This is a genomic window from Marinobacter lacisalsi (assembly GCF_042651045.1).
In the GTDB taxonomy this organism is placed as follows: Bacteria; Pseudomonadota; Gammaproteobacteria; order Pseudomonadales; family Oleiphilaceae; genus Marinobacter; species Marinobacter lacisalsi.
Genome location: NZ_JBHSDI010000062.1, coordinates 64493 through 82990 on the forward strand (window position 1 = coordinate 64493; position 18498 = coordinate 82990).

Here is an 18498-nt window from a genome sequence, read left to right on the forward strand (position 1 = left end):
ATGACCAATCGATTGGCCCGGCTGCTGCCCATCGCAGGCTGGCTCAGGGACTACCAGGGACAGACGTTCGTCAGTGATGCTCTGGCGGCGGTGATCGTCACGCTGATGCTGGTGCCCCAGGCCCTGGCCTATGCCCTGCTGGCGGGGCTACCGCCCGAAGTGGGTCTGTATGCCAGCATGTTGCCCCTGGTGGCCTATGCGGTGTTCGGCACCAGCGCCACGCTTGCCGTCGGGCCGGTGGCGGTGGCGTCACTGATGACAGCCTCCGCCCTTGGGGGGATCGCCCAGGCCGGCTCGCCGGAATATGTGGGTGCGGCCCTGGTGCTGGCAGCCCTGTCAGGGCTGATCCTGTTCGGGATGGGCCTGCTGCGCCTGGGATTTCTGGCCAACTTCCTCAGTCATCCGGTGATCTCCGGCTTTGTCACCGCGTCCGGGATCCTGATCGCCGGTAGTCAGCTCGGTCACATCCTGGGCATCCAGGGCGGTGGCCACAATCTTCTGGCGATGGTTCAGGGGCTGCTGTCACAGCTGGATCGCATCAATCCGATCACCCTGACCATTGGTGGTGGAGCGCTGGTCTTCCTGTACCTGTGCCGGACGTTCCTGAAACGGGGTCTGGTCGGCCTGGGTATGGGCGAACGGCTGGCGGATCTGACTGCCAAGGCGGCACCGGTCACCGCGGTGATGGTGACCACAGCGGTTGCCTGGGTTTTCGAGCTCGGTGCCAAAGGCGTCAATCTGGTGGGTGAAGTGCCCAGCGGCCTGCCAGACATTGCCCTGCCATCCCTGGCCCCGGACATCTGGGCAACACTGTTACCGGCTGCTGTGCTGATCAGCCTGGTGGGGTTTGTGGAGTCCGTGTCCGTGGCCCAGACGCTTGCAGCGAAGCGACGTCAGAGGATCGATCCGAACGCCGAGCTGATTGCCCTCGGCCTGGCTAACATGACAGCCGGCGTCAGCGGCGGTTCTCCCGTTTCAGGGGGATTTTCCCGCTCCGTGGTCAACTTTGAGGCCGGTGCCCAGACTCCGGTTGCCGGTGCCCTGACGGCCGTCGGCATCGCGGTGGCGACGCTGACGCTGACGGGGCTGCTGGCATTCCTGCCCAAGGCCACCCTGGCTGCCACCATTATCATCGCCGTGAGTACACTGATCGACCTGCCGGCGATCCGGCGAACCCTCAGTTACTCGAAATCCGATGGCGCCGCGATGCTGGCCACGATCCTCCTCACCCTGGGGCAGGGGGTGGAAGCGGGTATTGTGGTCGGCGTGGTGCTATCTATCGGTCTGCACCTGTATCGCACCAGCCGTCCCCACAGTGCGGTCGTTGGCCGGATGCCGGGTACTGAGCATTTCCGCAACGTGCAGCGGCATGAAGTGGAAGTGGACGACTGTACGGTGGTGTTACGGGTGGACGAGAGTCTGTATTTCGCCAACGCCCGCTATCTCGAGGAAACGGTCCTGCAACTGGTGTCCGATCATCCGTTGATGAAGAACCTGGTGCTGGCCTGCCAGGCGGTCAACGATATTGATGCCTCTGCCCTGGAAAGTCTCGAAGCGATCAACCGGCGGCTCAGCGATGCGGGTATCAGACTGCATCTGGCCGAGGTTAAGGGGCCGGTCATGGACTGTCTGAAGCGGACACCTTTCTGTGACGAGCTGACCGGCCAGGTATTCCTGAGCACCTATGACGCCTGGAAGGCATTGGTGACTACCGCTGACGGTTTCCTCAAGACGGGGTGAAGCCAATCCTGACCGGCGGAGGGGAAGGTCCAGGCCGCCTGGAGCCGGCTGGCGGTCTGGTGGTTATTCATTAGCTGGCTGACGACTCGTAGTCGCGGATCATGGCGGACAATTGATCCTTGAGATGGAGGCGCTGCTTCTTGAGATTTTCAAGGTGGTCATCGGAGGTGTTTTCCGCACCCGTCTCGTAGCGATGCACCTCATGTTCAATGTCATGATATTCATCGAAAAGCTTCGCGAAATGCGTGCTGCTGCTTTTCAGGTGATGAATGGCGTCTTTTGATTCGGGCATTTCATGAACCAGATCGTGCTTTTCTACAGGCATATAGAAAATCCTATGATTGGCGGGAAGTGGAATTGCCCTAGCGTACGTTTTTCATGCTACGCCCTTTGAGACACTCGTCAATGGCTCCACGGCTCAGCAGCGAACTCAAGTATCACCGTGGAATCTTTCCCACGGTGATACTTTCCGGGTCAGAGTTCCTTCATCGCTCCGGTAGTCGCCTGGAGAACGTCTTTGGCATCCCCCTTCACCATCAGGCTGTTGTCGCGGATGAACAGGCCATTGGGTATGCCTGCAAAACCCGGTGAAAGACTGCGTTTGACAACAACCACGGTCCTGGCCTTATGCACATCCAGAATCGGCATACCAAAGATGGGTGAACCGGGGTCTTCGGCGGCCGCCGGATTCACCACATCGTTGGCGCCGAGGACAATGGCGACATCCGCCTGGGGCAGTTCGGGGTTGATGGCCTCCATATCCTTGAGCTGGTCATACGGGATTTCCGCCTCGGCCAGCAGCACGTTCATGTGGCCGGGCATACGGCCGGCTACCGGGTGAATGGCGTAGCTGACTTTCACGCCGCGTGCTTCCAGCTGGCTGGCCAGTTCCTTCACGGCATGCTGGGCCTGGGCCACGGCAAGTCCGTACCCCGGCACCATGACCACGCTCCTGGCGCCATCAAGCAGCAGCGCCAGGTCATCCGGGGTCGCGTACTTGACCTTGCCTTCGTAGAAGTCGCCCTCGTCCTGACGACCGGTAGCCTGGTCGGTCTGGCCAAAGGCGCCGCCGAACAGGACGTTGGGCAGTGACCGGTTCATGGCCTTGCACATAACGGCCGTCAGGATCAGCCCCGAGGCGCCGACCAGCGATCCGGTGATAATCAGTCCCTGGTTGCCCAGGACAAAACCTGTGGCCGCGCCGGCCAGTCCGGAGTAGGCGTTGAGCAGCGCCACCACCACCGGCATGTCAGCACCACCGATGGGTTGCACCAGTCCCACTCCAAGTAGCAGGCACAGCCCGACCACGACCGCCAGAACCATGGGATTGGGGGTGGCACTGGTGATGAAGGACGCGCCGCCCCCAACGATGGCAACCAGGCAGGTGAGTGCCACGATCTGCCAGAGGCGATTGTTGCGACTGTCACCAAGATTGCCCTTGAGTTTCAGCACGGCCACCAATGAACCGGTCAGGGTAACCGAGCCAATGACAATGGAAGCCATGATGGCGGTGGTCCAGCCACTGCCACCGAGCATGCCGGCGCCCTGGGCATTGAACCAGGTGCTGGTGGCTACCGCGACGGAGGCGGCACCACCGATACCGTTGAGACTGGCCACCAGCTCCGGCATCTGGGTCATGGCAGTGCGTTTTGCCAGCCAGACACCGATGCCGCCGCCCAGCAGCATGCCCGCGATGATACTGGCGTAGCTGACCACCTGGTGGTGGAGCAGTGCGGCCACTATCGCAATCAGCATGCCCACTGCAGCCATCTGGTTGCCGCGAACCGCAGTTTTCGGTTTGGTCATGCCCTTGATGCCGAGGATGAAGCACACAGCCGCGGCGAGATAGGAAAAATTCAGCAGAGCAAACATGATTACCCCTTCCTTTTGAACATGTTCAGCATGCGGTCAGTGACCAGGAAACCGGCCACGATGTTGATACTGGCGAGCGTGACCGCCACAAAACCCAGGATGGCGGCCAGTGTCGGTGACAGGTTCGAGCTGCCGGCACTGATGATGGCGCCAACAACCACAATGCCGGAGATGGCGTTGGTGCCGCTCATCAGCGGTGTGTGCAGGGTTGGAGGTACCTTGTTGATCAGCTCGACGCCGACAAACAGCGCAAGAATGAAAATGGTGAAACTCAGGACAAAGACTTCCATCAGGCGTTCTCCTCGACGTCTGTGGCGGGTTCTTCAGTGATCTCTGGTTGGGCGCCGTGCAGCACCTGGCCGTGATGGGTGACCAGGGTCGCCGATACGATGTCGTCATCCAGGTCGGGGGCCAGGTGACCGTCCTCTGTCATATTGAAGAGGAAGGCGCTGATGTTCCGGGTCAGCAACTGGGAGGCATGGACGGGCACACGGGATGGATGATTGACGTGTCCCACCAGGGTGACGCCGTCGATATCCACCTTCTGGTTGAGCCGGGTTCCCTCCACATTGCCGCCTCTTTCGGCAGCCAGGTCGACCACAACGGAACCGCCCTTCATGCGGTGGAGCATGTCCTGGTCGATCAGTTTCGGGGCCGGTTTGCCGGGCACCGAGGCGGTGGTAACCACCAGGTCAGCCCGGGCGACACAGTCCGCGAGTTGCTGACGCTGCGCCGCATAGAAGGCCTCATCCTGGGCCTTTGCGTAACCGCCGTCGCCGGAGGTATCCGCCTCTGGCACCTCAATGGCGATGAAGTCGGCGCCAAGGCTCTCCACCTGCTCTTTCACTTCGGGGCGCAGGTCGTAGGCTTCCACCACCGCGCCCAGGCGACGGGCGGTGGCAATCGCCATCAGTCCCGCCACGCCAGCTCCGATCACCAGCACCCGGGCGGGGTGGATGGTGCCGGCGGCGGTCATCAGCATCGGGAAATAGCGGGGCAGAGCCATGGCGCCGCTCAGCACGGCGCGATAACCGCTGATGCCGGCCATGGCGCTCAAGACATCCATCGACTGGGCCCGGGTGGTCCTGGGCACCAGATCCAGGGCGAAGGCCTGGACCGACCTGGCGGCCAGCTGCTCAAGCAACGGGCGATTGAACCAGGGGTCGAGGAGGCAGATCAGGGTGGACTCGGGCTGGAGCAGGTCCGCCTCTTCCGAGTCCGGTGCCAGAACCTTCAGAATGACCTGTGCCTGCCGGTACAGGGATTCGGCATCACCGGCAATAATAGCGCCGGCGTGGCGGTACTCGTCATCGGAAAAATGGGCCGGTAGTCCCGCTCCGCTTTCGACCACGACCTCGTAGCCGGCTTCCAGCAGGGGGGTAATACCAGACGGTATGATAGCGACGCGGTTTTCACCACTCTTCCGCTCTCTGGGAATGCCAATCATCATGCGTACAGGCTCCGTTCAGAGTCAGGTTGGTTGGTCCCGGAGGTGAGTCCGAGGGTGCTCAGGGTGTGATTTCTGACATCGGCGAGCAGGCCATGGTCTTCCCGCAGGGACTGGCCGTAGCTCGGAATCATGGCCTGCAGGGTTTGCCGGCGCTCACCTGTCACCAGGTCCGGCAGGCAGCGTTCGATGACGTCCAGCATTGCGGGGACACAGGTGGAAGCCCCTGGTGAAGCCCCCAGCAGCGCCGCCAGGGAGCGATCGCCGGAGGTCAGTACCTCGGTGCCGAACTCCAGGGTGCCCCTGCGGTTGTGGTCGGGTTTGATGATCTGCACTCGCTGTCCGGCACGAACCAGTTTCCAGGCGTCCGGATTCACCTCGGGCAGGAAACTGCCGAGTTGTGCCAGGCGTGACTCGCGAGAGCTAAGGGCTTCCCGGATCAGGTACCGGGTCAGGGGCCAGTTGCCCCGGGCCACGTCCATCATCGGGCGGAGGTTGTCACGCCGTACCGAGGCGGGCAGGTCCAGCGGGCTTCCCCGCTTCAGGAAGCGGGTGGTAAACCCGGCAAACGGCCCGAAGAGCAATGCCGCCTTGCCATCGATGTAGCGGGTATCCAGGTGAGGGACCGACATGGGGGGTGCGCCCACCGGAGCCTGGCTGTAGACCTTGGCGTTGTGGGCCGTTGCCAGGGCTTCGTCCTCACAGGCCAGCCACAGGCCGGATACCGGAAAGCCGCCATACCCCCTGGCTTCACGAACACCCGCCTTCTGGAGCAGCGAAAGCGAAGCACCACCCGCACCGATGAACAGGAAGCGGGCGGTCAGCTCCCGGGTCTCGGACGTGGCAGGGTTCCATAGTGTCACCTTCCAGTGATCGCCAGGCCGCTCAATGTCGGTTACCTGCCAGCCGAGGTTGATCTCGCAGTTATCCCGTTGTGCCAGGGACCGCCCCAGCAGACGGGTCAGTGCACCGAAGTTCACGTCGCTGCCGTGGGCAACCCGGGTCGCCGCCGCCGGCTCGAACACCGAGCGGGAGCGGGTCACCAGGGGCAGCCACTGGTTCAGTGTTGATGACTGGTCCGAGAACTCCATGTCGGCAAACAGCGGGTGCTCCTGCAGGGCGGAATGCCGGTTCTTCAGGAATCGGCAGGCCTCCTGGCCCTGCACCCAGCTCAGGTGAGGCACATTGCGAATGAAGTTCTCCGGCGCGGGTAGCCGGCCACTGGCCACCAGTGAGCTCCAGAACTGCAGCGACACTTCGAACTGCTCATTGATGGTCAACGCACGGTCGATGGATACGGTGCCGTCGGGCTGCTCCGGGGTGTAGTTGAGTTCGCAGTAGCCGGCATGACCGGTACCGGCGTTGTTCCAGGCATCGGAACTCTCCGGAGCCAGCTGGCTGGACTGCTCAACCACGGTAATGGTGCGGGAGGTGTCGAGTTCGGCGATGAGGGACGCCAGGGTAACGCTCATGACGCCCCCGCCAATCAGCAGGACATCGGTGTGTTGGCTCGACATATTGAAACCTCGTAGGTAGTTACCGAAACAGGAGGGCGGAGTCTAGACGGATCCGGTCCGTAAAAAACTCGATTTATTGATGGGGATAGTTCGAGAAAATCGATGAATAGAAGGTTTTGGCAGCTGGAAGGCTTACGTAATCCGTGGGAACGTCAGGAAAGGTCGCCGCTGCTCATGGTAGCGACGACCTTAATAGGGGAAGTGGTTTTCGTGGTGAGAGACGAGAGGTGTTCAGGCAGGCATGCAGTTGAAGGTAACGCCACACAGCCGGAATCCGTCGGGCCCGGTCGGTAGCCCGCTGGCCTTCGCCCGGGCCAGTATGTCGCACGGGTCCGCTACGTTCACGTCGACACCGGTCAACCCCTGCCCGGATGCTGTGTCCCCTTTTGAGAAACGCAGAACCGCGTTGGCCAGCTCAATGGCAGGCAGCCCGTTGTGAACCTGGACGGGTTCCCCGAGCACCCGGGACCAATGTTGCGCCAGGCGCTGGGGATCGTTGCCTGACAGTTCCAGGCCGACGATCCCCCTGACCGATTCGTTGCGGCCCATCCCGGTCCACGCCAGGCCACCGGCCGGCTGCCAGTTGCCTGTCATGTCGGCCTGCTGGTCCCAGTCCACCTCAAGAAAGGCGGCTTCCATGTCCCGGGGATGCAGTTGCATGATGTTCCAGGTGCCCCGGTCTGATTCGTAGGCCACCCGGACCTGGTTGTCTGCCGCCCGGGCCCGAAGCTGTGCCTGTTCTTCCAGCGTCGGAGCCTGGCAGATCACCATATAGCCACCGTCTCCGCCTTTGCGCTCGAGAAAGCGACCGGCCGCGGTACCAGGCTGTGTTGGTGCCACCACCTCCAGGAACTGGCTGCCCAGGGCAAACAGGGCATTCTCCAGGCCAAAGGTGGCCACCTCGGGGTCCCGGTGGCAGACAGGGGTCCGGAACACCGCTTCGATGTCACGCCGGCAGGGTTCCAGTTTTTCGGCAACCAGGCAGACCTGGCGAAGGTGGATAGGCATGGAGGGGCTCCTTTTATTCGGTATGTTGCCGGGTATGTCCAAGCATGAGCTCCGCCAGCTTTGGCACCAGCGCCGGTGAGATCTCGTGGCCCATCTCCGGTATTACCACATGTTGTGCGTTGGGAATGGCTTTGGCCGTCGCGTCTCCGCCGCTGGGCGTCACCAGCGGGTCGCGGTCACCATGGATAACCAGCGTGGGTGCCTGGATGGTTTTGACCTGATTCGTTCGGTCCCCACTTTTGAAGATGGCACCCACCTGCCGTGACATGGCGTGAACCAGGTCCGGGGCGCCGCGGTCCCAGGCCTGCCTGAACAGTTCCCTGTTGGCCTCAGGGTCTGAGGGAAAACCGGGCCCGCCAGCCAGTTTGATGGTTTTCAGGTTCCATGCGATGTAGGCCTCACGGCTCTTCTCGGTGGGTTTCGCGAAGTGCAGCATCAGCCGGGGGACCGGTTGCCCGACGTTGCGGGCCCCGGTGGTGGAGAAAATGGAGATGAGGCTCTTGACCCGTTCCGGATACCGGGCCGCGATAACCTGGGCAATCATGCCGCCCATGGACATGCCCGCCACATGGGCCCGGTCCAGGTCCAGGTGATCCAGCAGTTGCATGGCATCTTCGGCCATATCATCCAGGCCATAGGCCCCTTTCGGTGCTTTTCCGGTGAGCTTCTGCCAGAGCGATGGTTCCGGTCCGTCGATTCGTGAGGAACGTCCGGAGTCGCGGTTGTCGAAGGTGATGACGCGATGGCCGTTCTGGCACAACGTTTCAATCAGCTCGCCCGGCCAGTGGATCAGCTGAAAACCCAGACCAATGACCAGCAGGATGGGGTCGCCGCTGCTTTTGCCGTAATCGCGATAGCACAGATTGACGCCGGTCTTGAGTTCAACGAACTTGTCTTCGCTCATGTGATGTCCTTGAGGGGATGACTTGTTATTGTGTTTGTAGGGGGCGTCGCAGGGATAACACCCAGGTAACAAGGGCAGACGCCACCAGCGCACCGGCGAAGGGCGCCAGCGTTGGCGCGCCACCGGGGAAGCTGGCGATGTGGAAGGCCTCGGTAATGCTCCCGGTGATGACCCAGCTGGGCAGGATCGCCCCGGCCAGGCCTGCCAGTACACCGCCCATTGCCGCCGCCGTTGTGACCCGGGACCAGAGTCCCATCAGCACCGGAATGATGGCCGTCGCGCACAGCAGGTCGGCAATCAGGAACAGCCGCAGAACCGATACGCCCTGCAGTGCCACCGCAATGACTGGCACCATGAGTACCACGGTCACCCAGCGGGCCGAGGTCAGCGTCAGGCCTTGTTTTTCGGCCACCGCCAGGGAGGCGATACCGTTCTGCAGGGTGTCCACCGACGAGGCGACCAGCGTCACCGCCAGGACCAGGGCGACGGCTCCCAACCATTGCGGCGCTTCACTGAGCAGTGCAAAAAAAGGAATAGGTGGCGTGCCCAGGTCCAGTCCCGCCATGGCGGCACTCATGCCCAGACCACCAACCACGGCCACCACGACGATGGTCGTTCCCCCGCCGAGGATTGCCCCCTTCCAGAGGGAGGCGCTGTCCCGCGCCGCCCATACCCGTTGCCAGTAACCCTGGTGGAACAGGTTGGCGGCGGTCACCGCAAGTACCAGCGTCAGGGCAACACTGACTGCGCTCCAGAAGGGGATGCCGGGCATGTCGGCCGTTCCGGCCGTAACCGGCAGGTGTTTCCAGTCCACAAACAGCACGGCGGCCAGCAGTGCCATCAGCATGAGCGCCTGCCAGCGATCCGTGGCGAGGCTGGCCCGTAACCCGCCCCAGGTGGTGTAGACCAGGGTGGTCAGCGCGACGGCAATGATCACGAGCTGGCCGTTGAGGTCTGACAGCAACCCGGTAATGGCTCCTATAGCCGTCAGCTCCGCCGCCAGGAAACAGAGCATATAGAGGACCGAAATCACCGACACCCACCGGCGCATGCCCTTACCGAAGCGCTGCTCTGCAAACTCGCTGATACTGCGCCCTTTGGGCAGTTGCTTTCGGATCAGTGGGCCCAGGGCGGCGAACACGATGAAGGGCAGCGCCGCACCCAGGGCATAGCCTGCGAGGGCGACCGGACCGACGAATGCGCCCACCTCCGGCGGCGCAAACAGAATCCAGGCGCCCATGCCGGAGGCCAGGAAGGAAAGGCCGATGGTTGTGGCGCCCTGACTGTTGCGGGCAGTCATGTAGTCGTCGAGGCCGTTCGCTGTTTTACGGGCACGCAGCCCCAGCCAGGCGAAAAGGCATAAAGCTGCCACTATGGCAGCCAGGTGTGTCATCATCATGTCGCACTTCCTCCGCCGGTATGAACCGGATCAGGTTCCAGGGTCTGTCCACTGTCCCGTCCGGTCAACGCAACGGGATACCAGGACACTCTCAGCCCCGACCACGAAGATCGGGACTCCCCTGTCGACTGGATTGAATTGTCAGCTTGTCATATTTCAGCCCCTCAGGGCCTTGGGGCACTGTAAGGTGACAGGAAGTCAAGGTCCAGCCAACGAGTGGTGCTCAATGACTTGCAATCGCGCCTTGTGGCCCTTATACCATCATATCAGGCGACATAACGGCAGTTGCTGTTCCAGTCTTTCTGAAAAACATGCCTGGGTGATGCCAACCGGTGCGCCCATCGATTCGTATACATGTATCCATAACCAGAAGAGAGCCTGACGCCATTTATGGCCATACACTTTTATGAAGAAGGTGACCTGTCATCCGGATTTCATGGTTGGCGGGTTGCCGTGATGATCCGCGGCAAGCGCTACCAGAAGTACCTGAGCCTGCGCCCGCCCAGTGATAACGTGCCCCCGGAGCTCTGGAAGCGGTACCAGAAAACCCGAGCCGAGTACTACGACGCCCGCTGGTCCATGCGTGCAGCGGCCGTAAAATACCTGGACTTCATTCGCACCGAACATGCCCGAACCAAACCCTGCAGGGGCGTGGGATTTCAGGGGATCACCCTGGGCATTGGTACCATTGGTGGGGGCCAGACCGAGCAGTGTTACTTCCAGGTGAACGTGCCGGGCAACCCGGTCCGGATTGCGATCACCGAACATCAGACCCTGTCACGGGCCTGGGACCAGGCGGTGACGCTATGGGGTGAAACCTTCGGGATCCGTCCCCGGGACATTGAGAAGAAACGTCAGACTCCACCCACGCCAGAGCAGTTCAAACAGTTGCGCAAGCACCTGAACGACGAGCAGAACGCCAGTCTGGGGGTGGGGGTGCTGCACCATGTCTATGCCGAACAGCGGGCCGAACTCGAGCGCAACAAAGCCCGCATCAGGCTCAAGGACCAGCCGGTTGAGAAGGATGAGCTGTTGGAGGTGCACTCCCGTCTGGAGCGTGAGATCAGCAAATACATGGATAAGTCCCGGGCGCGGGCCTGAGCAGTGAAGAGACTGGGCCGGTGTGACGGCGTATCCGGCTCTTGGCATAGAGGTCGGTTAAGGCCTGCCGGCGATGCCCTTTGTACCGCAGAATGAAGATCTGGTTTTAAGTGCTGAAGATTCGTGTTCGCGAATCATGCCGGCCAACCGATCCTTGAGGTTCAGGCGCTGCTTCTTGAGATCTTCCAGGGGCTCGTCGGAGGTTTTCTCTGCGCCTACTTCGAAGTGGTGAACGGCATGATCTACCTCATGGTACTCGTCAACTGCTGACACCTTGCCCGTTTTGTGTAACTGACGCCTTTTCCGGGATGCTTGCTTTCTTCCTGCCATGAACAGTCGCCGCTGACAGGGAATGTAATCCCGATGTCATAAACGGTGCGCAGTATCAGACCTTCATCTGACGATGATGGAGTGGTCGTTGCTTCGACGGTTCAGAGTTCCTGAAGAGCAGGAGGTCAGCATGTCGAGAGAATTCCTGGTTCTCTTCCTTCGCTCCTGGTTGCCGGCACCGGACCAGCCAGTTTATCAACTGTGGCGGCGCTGGCTGGTATTGCTGCTGTTCTGGCCGTTGCTGCTGGCCCTGTTGCTGATCAATGGCAGCGGACTGGCCCTGGATCGCCTGTTCTTTCCCGGTTATCGCCATGTCCGCATCCGGGCCCCGGTGTTTGTCATTGGCATACCCCGCAGCGGCACCACGTTTCTGCACCGGTTGCTGGCACTGGACCGGCGCTTCAGCACCACGGCGTTGTGGGAACTGGTGTTCGCACCCTCCATTACCCAGCGCTATTTCTGGCTGGGCTTTGCGCGACTGGACCGGCTGGCAGGCGCACCTCTGGCCCGATTGTTGGCAAGTGTCGAGCGGCGGGTGCTCGGCAAGCTGGATGATATCCACGGCACCGGCCTGGCTGCCCCGGAGGAGGACTATCTTGCCCTGGCGCCGGTGTTGGGCTGTTTCCTGCTGGTGCTGCCACTGCCGGACGAGCGGCTCTGGCGACTGGCCCGGGGCGACCAGGCGCTTTCCGGGCGGGAGAAACGTCGTATCCTTGGCTTCTACCGGGGCATTGTGCAGCGGCATCTCTGGTTTCATGGCCCCGAGCGGACCCTGCTATCCAAGAACCCCTCCTTTACACCCCTGATCGAAAGTCTGGTGGCGGAGTTTCCGGATGCCCGCTTCGTGGCCTGTTTCCGCAATCCCACACGGGCGGTGCCCTCGCAGATCAATGCCATTCTGGTGGGTGCGCGCATCTTCCGTGGCCGTGACATTGATGCGGATTACTGGCGCGACCGGCTGACCGACATGCTCTGTTTCTATTACCGCCACCTTTTCGAGACCTTGCCGAACCTGCCAGGTTGCGTATACGCACAGGTCCTGCTGGAAGAACTGGCGCCCCGCCCTTATGCCGCCGTGATGTCCGTGTACCAGCAGTTCGGGTGGACGCCGGATGAAGGCTTTGATTCTGCGCTGAAAAAAGAGGAGGAACGCGCCCGGCATTACCAGAGCAATCATCAGTATTCGCTGACCGGAGTGGCCCTGCCCCCCCAGCGCCTGTCGCGGGATTTCGGCTTTGTTTATCGGCACCTGGGCTATCCCTTGCCTGAATCCGAGCAACCGTGATTACCGGAGTGCCGGCACAGGTCTGTCTTGTGACCCCAGTTTGGCCAGTAATACTTTCGACATAAAACGGGCTCAAACTGAATGAATGGAAACACAAGACCTGCGCATACTTTTCGTCGTGGACGCCATCAAGGGTCGAAACGGAGTGGGCACCTACTACCAGGACCTGGTGGGCCTGCTGGGAGGGCGCATTGCTCGTGCAGAGCTGGTCGCGCCATCGCTGGACCACCCCCATACCTGTCAGGGCGGTTCTCTTCCAATGCCGGGGGACACCACCCAGCGCCTGTTTTTTCCACACATGCGAGCATTGACCCGGCTGATGGAAGAGATGCAGCCTCACGTAGTGGTGGTTCCCGGACCCGCATCTTTTCTCTCGGCGGTTACTGGCTGGCCAGCAAGATGGGTATTCCAGTCTGTGTGACCTTCCAGACCGACTACACCCATCTGGTGCGGCTATATTGGGGCCCCTGTCTGGCACGGCTGGCCAGCGTACTGCTCAACCGGTTAAATCGGGCCATGTTCCGCGGCGCGTCCTCGGTGGTCACAATCAGTGAGCCCATGGCGCGATTAGCCCGCGCCATCGGTGTGCTCCGGCCACAGATGGTGGGCACCCCCGTGGCGCGGGAATTCACCCGCACTCCGGCCGAGCCTCCGCGAGACGGCGTCCGGTCGGTGCTCTATGTGGGACGGCTGGCAGCGGAAAAGCATATTGACGCCTTTCTGGAACTCGCAGCTCGTCGTCCGGACCTGACCTTCACAGTACTCGGCGACGGCCCCTTGCGAAGTGAGGTTCAGGCCAGTGCCCGGCGGCTGAACAACCTGTTTTTTGCCGGCTGGCTTTCCCGCGAGGAGGTCATGGCCTTTCTCGACGATCATGACGTGCTGATACTGCCCTCGTCGGTGGAAGCCTTCGGTACTGTGGCCCTGGAAGCCATGGCCCGGGCGCGCTGGGTGATCACCTCACACGCCTGTGGCATCAATCAGTGGCCCGGACTGGTCCGGGGCCTGCTGCCGCTTCACGAAGGGGAGACCCTCGGCCAGGGCCTGCGGCGGCTCGAGCGGATGGAGCCGGACCGGCGCACCGAGCTCGCCAGGCGTGCCCGCCATCTGGCGTTTGCGGTGAATGACGAGACCCTGGCGAGCTGGGAAGACGTATTGTGTCAGACCGCGATGCGCGTGCCTGAGCGGCCTGCACCGTCAGCTACCCTGGGATTGCTGCGTCGACTTGGCGCCCGAACCTCGGTATGAACGCTGTGGCTGACGGGCTCGAGGCCCTGATCTCGATTCATGACGTGATGCCGGAAACCCGACAACAGGTCCAGGCCCTGCTGGACCGGCTGCCGCCGGCAGTGCCCACAGGTTCGGTTCTGTTGCTGGTGGTTCCCGGTCAGGATTGGTCCCCAGGGGATCGGGCCTGGTTGGCCTCGTTGCAACGTCAGGGGTATCCCCTCGCCGGCCACGGCTGGTGTCATCAATGCGCGTCGCCGCGCACGGTCTATCATCGCCTGCATAGTGCGCTGCTTTCCCGTGACGCGGCGGAGCACCTCTCCCTGGACGCCGGGGCGATCGCCAGACTGATCCGGGCCAATTATCAGTGGTTTGAACAACACGGCCTGGAGCCACCGGAACTCTATGTGCCGCCCGCCTGGGCACTGGGGTCTATCGAACGCGAAACATTGCCTACGCTGCCGTTTCGCTTCTATGAAACCCTGACCGGGATCTATGATGCGGATCGGGACGACTTTTGTCGTTTACCGGTCATTGGCTTTGAGGCGGATACTACCGTTCGGGCTCGACTGCTAAGGTCGATCAACAATGTGCAGCTATGCCTGGCGCGGTGGCAGCGCCAGCCGGTACGCATTGCCATTCATCCCCACGACGCGGAGCTGTATCTGGCGAGGGATCTGCAAGCGGCCCTGGCGTCGGTGCGGAACCCACTGCCTCTGTCCTCTTCCTGCCGGGATGGAGCGGGCCGGGCTCTCTTTGCGGAGGGTCTTAGCGCCTCTGGATCTGTTCGATCAATTCGGCACGCTCGGAAGCAGTCCTGGAGTCTACCGGAGTAGTTCCGGAGGAGTCTGAGGTAAACGCAACCAGAACAATTGCCATGATCGCAAAAAGCAGGGGAACGACAAGCCCGGCAATCTCGACCCCATCAAAGGCGACTTCTTTGAGTTCAGGGGCGCCAAGGTCCTTTGCGTTTTCCATTATCGAGTGCCTTGTGTTTCCGGTATGCCAGGCTGCGGGCCTGGCGAGTGTGTCTGGAAGCTGTTTGTGCCGCGAATGTTAGGGGCTGATGAGGGGGTGGGCAATCGATTTTTTCACGTGATGAAGGCACGTATGGGTATTCGCCTACTCGCTGTCTTCAGTGGCGTAAGTGTTTGTTACAGAGTGCTTCTCTTTGGTTCGATCGTGTCATTCTGATGTCATTTCAGAGTGGACTTTGACATTGAACTGGTCCGGATATAGCAACACTTCTATGCGACGGTTCATGCGCCGGGTGGCGGCGTCAGTTTCCTCCACCAGCGGACGGGTGTCCGCGTAGCCTGCTGCCTGCATTCGCTCGCGGGCTATGCCGGTGATCTCCAGCACCCGCACCGCTGAGGCGGCTCGGGCGGCCGACAGCTCCCAGTTGCTGGGATACCGGTCTTGCAGGATGGGGGATATGGGGCGGCTGTCACTGTGGCCCTGAACGCTGATGAGGTGGTCAGGGAAGCTTTCCAGCGCAGTGGCGAGCAGTTTCAGGGTCTCACGACCGGGCTTGCCTATACGGGCGGAGCCGGAATCAAACACGATTCTTTCCGGTAGTTTGATGACGGTGGTGCCGTCTTCCAGTCGCGATACCAGTGTCTGCTTCTCGTTGCTCAGGTCCTCCAGCTGGGTCTGCAGGTTATCCATGGCAGAGCGCTCACGCTGCAGACGGGCCTCCAGTTCCTCGATGGTTTCGCTGGCACTGCGTCTCTGGGCCTGCTGCAGGGCCAGCTGCTCCCGCGCTTCCCGGTACTGTTCAGCAACCGACTGGCGCTCTTCGGCCACCTCCTCCAGGGCCGCTTTTCGTTGTGCGAGTTGTTCGCGGGCCTGTTGCCGTTCGGTCCGCGCCGTTTCCAGCTCATCGGCGAGCTCATCCGCCTGGGCGCGGGTGCGGGTCTGCTCCTCTGTGGCTGCGGCCAGGGAGGATTCCAGTTTTTCGCGGCTGGCAAGCAGTTTCGTGATTCGGGATTTGCTTAGTGCCAGCTCCTCATCGAGTGCTTCGATCCGGGCCTGGCCCTGTTCCAACCGATCGCCCCGGGCGCTGGCCTGCTTCTGGCTGGCGGACAGGTCGGCCTCCAGGTCAGCAATACGCTCTTTCAGGTCTTCAATCTGGCTCCGCGAAGCTTCCAGTTCATTGTCAGAACGGGCAAGAGACTGCTGCGCTTCATTGAGCCGGGCTTCCAGCCGGTCTGCACTGGTACTCCGCTGGGCCAGGCGTTGCCGGGCCCGGGAAAGTTCCTGCTGCAGGTCTTCGGCGTCGGACAGGGCTTCTTCCCGGGCGTTTTCAAGCTGCGCCATTTCCGAGTAAAGGGACCGATAGAAATAGACGCTGGCAATAGCTGCCAGCACCAGGAGAATAATCAGTGTTATGGAGAACCAACCTTGTCGCGCCATAGCGATGCCCACATGCTGTTATCAACTACATATATTTTAAAGGCCAGTCTAGCAGTTGTTGGGATCAAGGCGTCGATCCCATAACGTCGCCGATTTCCCGGGCCCAAAGAAGCCCGTGGAGTGTTCTCGGAACTACCCAATCATGGACTCGATACCGTTTCGTTGGTGTTACTGAGGAATGCGCCTTGCCAGGCCCTGCAACGCGCGCTTATTCCGGGTGGGGCATGCCAAAAAGTGATGCTAGATCGAATGGATAGCTGTATCGGTAAAACAGGTCATTGTGTAGTTCCAAACCTGAAACGTGACCGGTACTCCGTCGGCGTCAATCCCGTCCAGCGTTTGAACATACGGCGAAAGTTGGCACTATCACAGCACTCGAGCCATTTTGCCACCTCATCGTGGCTCCAGCCTTTAACGTAGAACTGGTACAGGCTCAGGTGCAGCCGCGCCTCGTCGTAGATGATCTGGTACGAGGTTTCACACTCTTTTAAACGGCGTTTTAGTGTAGCTGGGCTCGTGCCCAGATAATCGCTAACGACGCTAAGGCTTCTGAAATTGGCAGGATCACTCAAAATGACCCGGTAAACGAGTTCCGGTAGGCCATGGGCAGGCTGGGCGTTATTCAGAAGCTCTGCAGATTCCGATAGAACAGACGCACGAACCAGCTCTGATACATTTTTCCAGGGTTCGAAAAGCGCTCGGCTTTCGATACGCATCAGGTCTATTCCGGCTGAGAACCGTAGCGTTTCACCAAACGCAACAAGGTACTCGGAGGTGTTTTTGGGCTGGGGCTGCTTCAGATAGATTTGCCAGGGAAGCGTTCTGCCGGCCAACCAGTTGGAAGCACTGCGCACTCCGGACATCAGCGCCGTAACCACAAAGGGTTTGGCTTTTCCTAAGCCGCCGGCGTCGGTCCAGTAGAGGTAGGTCCATTGATCGTCCTTGACCAGGTTGGGAGCCATGAAGGGGCACAGAAAAAAACGAAACCGGACCAACGTTTCCAGAAACGCCATCAGGTTTCCGGAGTGCGCCAGAAGCGTACTGGGTGAGCCATAGTGCCCTGGGAAGAGCTGGCTGCCCCACAACAGGTTCAGCGCAGAACTGCTGTCCATGCCCGAAACATTCGTGATCAGGCGCCGGAAAGCGCTTGCCGAGAGCTTCTGACTGGCGTTGCGAATATCGGAAGGAAACAAGCCCGTGTTCCTGAGCAAGCGATCCTCAGCAATATTCCTGGACATGGCCAGTTCTATTAACAAAGCCACCTGATGATGCGCCGCCAGCACCCGGTCCTCCGCGGTATAGAACCGGGGCGCCTCTCCACTGGACGTCATGCCGCATACTCCTTGCGTGAGGCACCTTTCGCCTGCGCAAGAGAACGGTTTGCCCGCTCCATCAATTCCGTTGCATCTGAAGACTTTGCCTGAGCCACTCCGACACTGACCGAAACCGGGATTGTGTTGCCCTGCACCGCAGATTTGTGGGCCAGGTGAGCAACGGCATCGGAAATCTCGCTTGCTATCAGTCTTGCAGCGGCTTCTCCGGTCCCAGGTAGCAGTATTGCGAAACGGTCTCCAGCAAACCTGCACACCAGGTCGTGCCTGCGAACGTTCATAAGTAACAGTTCGCCGATCACTTTGAGCAGACGATCTCCCTCCAGCGTACCGTATTCCCGGTTAATCAGATCGAACCCGTCCACATCCACCATTAACAACGATGGGGGAACGATCCTGTCATCCAGGCTTTGAAGTTCCGTCTCAATCTGGGATTTCAGATAGTCTGATCGGGAGAGTTTGGTAACCGAATCCACCTGCCTATGTTCTCTGACGGAGAGCTCTCGTCCGCGCAACTGATCCTGAATCACCAATTGTTCCTGGTGCCAGTGATACATTCCCCAGGTAACCAGCAGCATTCCGATCGGTAACGGGACGGACTCCAGCCAGGTATCCCACCATTGTGAGTTGGCGAAACGTATGAATTCGTCCAGGTTGTCTTGCCAGAGCGCGAGAAATACCAGACCGAAGCCAGCGGTGAGAATAGTACTGACCCGCCCGGCTGGCCGGCTGCGGAGGATGAAGATCAGCCAGGTCAGGAGCATGGCCGCCGTCCCACCTTCGCCAAACACATCGAGCCAGTCGATCTCGCCCCAGGTTTTCACATCACCCAGTATCAGGCTCGCGACCAGCGTGGTGTTTGCAATAACGGCAAGTAGCAGCAGTTTCGCACGATGAGGTTTCAGGCCTGTCAGACTCATGC

General features: G+C 60.8%; 18 protein-coding genes. 6 read left to right on the forward strand and 12 right to left on the reverse strand.

Annotated elements, in window-relative coordinates; translation table 11 throughout:
* Positions 1–1740: a SulP family inorganic anion transporter gene (locus ACFOZ5_RS18120; RefSeq protein ID WP_379889976.1), complete on the forward strand. Its 1740-nt coding sequence runs from the start codon at positions 1–3 to the stop codon at positions 1738–1740.
* A gap of 70 nt (positions 1741–1810) precedes the next feature.
* Here the strand turns inward: ACFOZ5_RS18120 and ACFOZ5_RS18125 are convergent, their stop codons facing one another.
* From ACFOZ5_RS18125 to ACFOZ5_RS18160, 8 genes are all read right to left on the reverse strand, one after another.
* Positions 1811–2065: a YdcH family protein gene (locus ACFOZ5_RS18125; RefSeq protein WP_379889979.1), complete on the reverse strand. Its 255-nt coding sequence runs from the start codon at positions 2063–2065 to the stop codon at positions 1811–1813.
* 149 nt (positions 2066–2214) lie between these two features.
* A complete protein-coding gene (locus ACFOZ5_RS18130; protein WP_379889981.1) occupies positions 2215–3612 on the reverse strand; it encodes an NAD(P)(+) transhydrogenase (Re/Si-specific) subunit beta in 1398 nt (465 codons plus the stop codon).
* Positions 3613–3614: 2 nt separating this feature from the next.
* The gene (locus tag ACFOZ5_RS18135; RefSeq protein WP_379889983.1) at positions 3615–3902 is read right to left on the reverse strand and encodes an NAD(P) transhydrogenase subunit alpha; all 288 of its coding nucleotides are present in this window, start codon (positions 3900–3902) and stop codon (positions 3615–3617) included.
* On the reverse strand, positions 3902–5062 hold the full coding sequence (locus tag ACFOZ5_RS18140; RefSeq protein WP_379889984.1) for a Re/Si-specific NAD(P)(+) transhydrogenase subunit alpha: 1161 nt from the start codon (positions 5060–5062) through the stop codon (positions 3902–3904). The genes ACFOZ5_RS18135 and ACFOZ5_RS18140 overlap by 1 nt, the downstream gene beginning before the upstream one ends.
* The gene (gene mqo / locus ACFOZ5_RS18145) at positions 5059–6576 is read right to left on the reverse strand and encodes a malate dehydrogenase (quinone) (protein WP_379889987.1); all 1518 of its coding nucleotides are present in this window, start codon (positions 6574–6576) and stop codon (positions 5059–5061) included. The genes ACFOZ5_RS18140 and mqo overlap by 4 nt, the downstream gene beginning before the upstream one ends.
* Positions 6577–6807: 231 nt before the next feature.
* Positions 6808–7584 (reverse strand): VOC family protein, encoded by a 777-nt coding sequence (locus tag ACFOZ5_RS18150; RefSeq protein WP_379889989.1) that lies wholly within the window; start codon positions 7582–7584, stop codon positions 6808–6810.
* Positions 7585–7597: 13 nt separating this feature from the next.
* Positions 7598–8488 (reverse strand): alpha/beta fold hydrolase, encoded by an 891-nt coding sequence (locus tag ACFOZ5_RS18155; RefSeq protein ID WP_379889991.1) that lies wholly within the window; start codon positions 8486–8488, stop codon positions 7598–7600.
* 25 nt (positions 8489–8513) lie between these two features.
* A complete protein-coding gene (locus ACFOZ5_RS18160; RefSeq protein WP_379889993.1) occupies positions 8514–9887 on the reverse strand; it encodes a sodium:solute symporter in 1374 nt (457 codons plus the stop codon).
* A gap of 390 nt (positions 9888–10277) precedes the next feature.
* Between ACFOZ5_RS18160 and ACFOZ5_RS18165 the strand changes: the two genes are divergently transcribed.
* Positions 10278–10988 carry a hypothetical protein gene (locus ACFOZ5_RS18165; RefSeq protein ID WP_379889994.1) on the forward strand — a complete coding sequence of 237 codons (711 nt, stop codon included), beginning with the start codon at positions 10278–10280 and terminating at the stop codon, positions 10986–10988.
* Positions 10989–11045: 57 nt separating this feature from the next.
* Here ACFOZ5_RS18165 and ACFOZ5_RS18170 read toward each other — a convergent pair whose 3' ends face one another.
* Positions 11046–11318: a YdcH family protein gene (locus ACFOZ5_RS18170; RefSeq protein WP_379889996.1), complete on the reverse strand. Its 273-nt coding sequence runs from the start codon at positions 11316–11318 to the stop codon at positions 11046–11048.
* 130 nt (positions 11319–11448) lie between these two features.
* Here ACFOZ5_RS18170 and ACFOZ5_RS18175 point away from each other — a divergent pair, with 130 nt between their 5' ends.
* From ACFOZ5_RS18175 to ACFOZ5_RS18190, 4 genes are all read left to right on the forward strand, one after another.
* The gene (locus tag ACFOZ5_RS18175) at positions 11449–12603 is read left to right on the forward strand and encodes a sulfotransferase (RefSeq protein ID WP_379889998.1); all 1155 of its coding nucleotides are present in this window, start codon (positions 11449–11451) and stop codon (positions 12601–12603) included.
* An 85-nt stretch (positions 12604–12688) separates the two neighbouring features.
* Positions 12689–13024: a hypothetical protein gene (locus ACFOZ5_RS18180; RefSeq protein ID WP_379890000.1), complete on the forward strand. Its 336-nt coding sequence runs from the start codon at positions 12689–12691 to the stop codon at positions 13022–13024.
* Positions 13003–13851: a glycosyltransferase gene (locus tag ACFOZ5_RS18185; protein ID WP_379890002.1), complete on the forward strand. Its 849-nt coding sequence runs from the start codon at positions 13003–13005 to the stop codon at positions 13849–13851. The genes ACFOZ5_RS18180 and ACFOZ5_RS18185 overlap by 22 nt, the downstream gene beginning before the upstream one ends.
* Positions 13848–14666: a polysaccharide deacetylase family protein gene (locus tag ACFOZ5_RS18190; RefSeq protein WP_379890004.1), complete on the forward strand. Its 819-nt coding sequence runs from the start codon at positions 13848–13850 to the stop codon at positions 14664–14666. The genes ACFOZ5_RS18185 and ACFOZ5_RS18190 overlap by 4 nt, the downstream gene beginning before the upstream one ends.
* Positions 14667–15015: 349 nt before the next feature.
* Here ACFOZ5_RS18190 and ACFOZ5_RS18195 read toward each other — a convergent pair whose 3' ends face one another.
* The 3 genes from ACFOZ5_RS18195 to ACFOZ5_RS18205 form a co-directional block, all read right to left on the reverse strand.
* Positions 15016–16245: an OmpA family protein gene (locus ACFOZ5_RS18195; protein ID WP_379890006.1), complete on the reverse strand. Its 1230-nt coding sequence runs from the start codon at positions 16243–16245 to the stop codon at positions 15016–15018.
* A gap of 275 nt (positions 16246–16520) precedes the next feature.
* The gene (locus tag ACFOZ5_RS18200; protein WP_379890008.1) at positions 16521–17576 is read right to left on the reverse strand and encodes an AraC family transcriptional regulator; all 1056 of its coding nucleotides are present in this window, start codon (positions 17574–17576) and stop codon (positions 16521–16523) included.
* A complete protein-coding gene (locus ACFOZ5_RS18205; RefSeq protein ID WP_379890010.1) occupies positions 17573–18496 on the reverse strand; it encodes a GGDEF domain-containing protein in 924 nt (307 codons plus the stop codon). Before ACFOZ5_RS18205 ends, ACFOZ5_RS18200 begins: the two co-directional genes overlap by 4 nt.
* Between the last annotated feature and the right edge of the window lie 2 nt (positions 18497–18498).

Excerpts from the sequence above, each read along its gene's own strand:
- ACFOZ5_RS18120 (WP_379889976.1), top strand. The coding sequence starts at position 1 with ATGACCAATCGATTGGCCCGGCTGCTGCCCATCGCAGGCTGGCTCAGG.
- ACFOZ5_RS18140 (WP_379889984.1), bottom strand. The coding sequence starts at position 5,062 with ATGATGATTGGCATTCCCAGAGAGCGGAAGAGTGGTGAAAACCGCGTC.
- ACFOZ5_RS18150 (WP_379889989.1), bottom strand. The coding sequence starts at position 7,584 with ATGCCTATCCACCTTCGCCAGGTCTGCCTGGTTGCCGAAAAACTGGAA.
- ACFOZ5_RS18165 (WP_379889994.1), top strand. The coding sequence starts at position 10,278 with ATGGCCATACACTTTTATGAAGAAGGTGACCTGTCATCCGGATTTCAT.
- ACFOZ5_RS18160 (WP_379889993.1), bottom strand. The coding sequence starts at position 9,887 with ATGATGATGACACACCTGGCTGCCATAGTGGCAGCTTTATGCCTTTTC.
- ACFOZ5_RS18195 (WP_379890006.1), bottom strand. The coding sequence starts at position 16,245 with ATGGCGCGACAAGGTTGGTTCTCCATAACACTGATTATTCTCCTGGTG.
- mqo (WP_379889987.1), bottom strand. The coding sequence starts at position 6,576 with ATGTCGAGCCAACACACCGATGTCCTGCTGATTGGCGGGGGCGTCATG.
- ACFOZ5_RS18190 (WP_379890004.1), top strand. The coding sequence starts at position 13,848 with ATGAACGCTGTGGCTGACGGGCTCGAGGCCCTGATCTCGATTCATGAC.
- ACFOZ5_RS18135 (WP_379889983.1), bottom strand. The coding sequence starts at position 3,902 with ATGGAAGTCTTTGTCCTGAGTTTCACCATTTTCATTCTTGCGCTGTTT.
- ACFOZ5_RS18185 (WP_379890002.1), top strand. The coding sequence starts at position 13,003 with ATGGGTATTCCAGTCTGTGTGACCTTCCAGACCGACTACACCCATCTG.
- ACFOZ5_RS18200 (WP_379890008.1), bottom strand. The coding sequence starts at position 17,576 with ATGACGTCCAGTGGAGAGGCGCCCCGGTTCTATACCGCGGAGGACCGG.
- ACFOZ5_RS18175 (WP_379889998.1), top strand. The coding sequence starts at position 11,449 with ATGTCGAGAGAATTCCTGGTTCTCTTCCTTCGCTCCTGGTTGCCGGCA.
- ACFOZ5_RS18170 (WP_379889996.1), bottom strand. The coding sequence starts at position 11,318 with ATGGCAGGAAGAAAGCAAGCATCCCGGAAAAGGCGTCAGTTACACAAA.
- ACFOZ5_RS18180 (WP_379890000.1), top strand. The coding sequence starts at position 12,689 with ATGGAAACACAAGACCTGCGCATACTTTTCGTCGTGGACGCCATCAAG.
- ACFOZ5_RS18205 (WP_379890010.1), bottom strand. The coding sequence starts at position 18,496 with ATGAGTCTGACAGGCCTGAAACCTCATCGTGCGAAACTGCTGCTACTT.
- ACFOZ5_RS18125 (WP_379889979.1), bottom strand. The coding sequence starts at position 2,065 with ATGCCTGTAGAAAAGCACGATCTGGTTCATGAAATGCCCGAATCAAAA.
- ACFOZ5_RS18130 (WP_379889981.1), bottom strand. The coding sequence starts at position 3,612 with ATGTTTGCTCTGCTGAATTTTTCCTATCTCGCCGCGGCTGTGTGCTTC.
- ACFOZ5_RS18155 (WP_379889991.1), bottom strand. The coding sequence starts at position 8,488 with ATGAGCGAAGACAAGTTCGTTGAACTCAAGACCGGCGTCAATCTGTGC.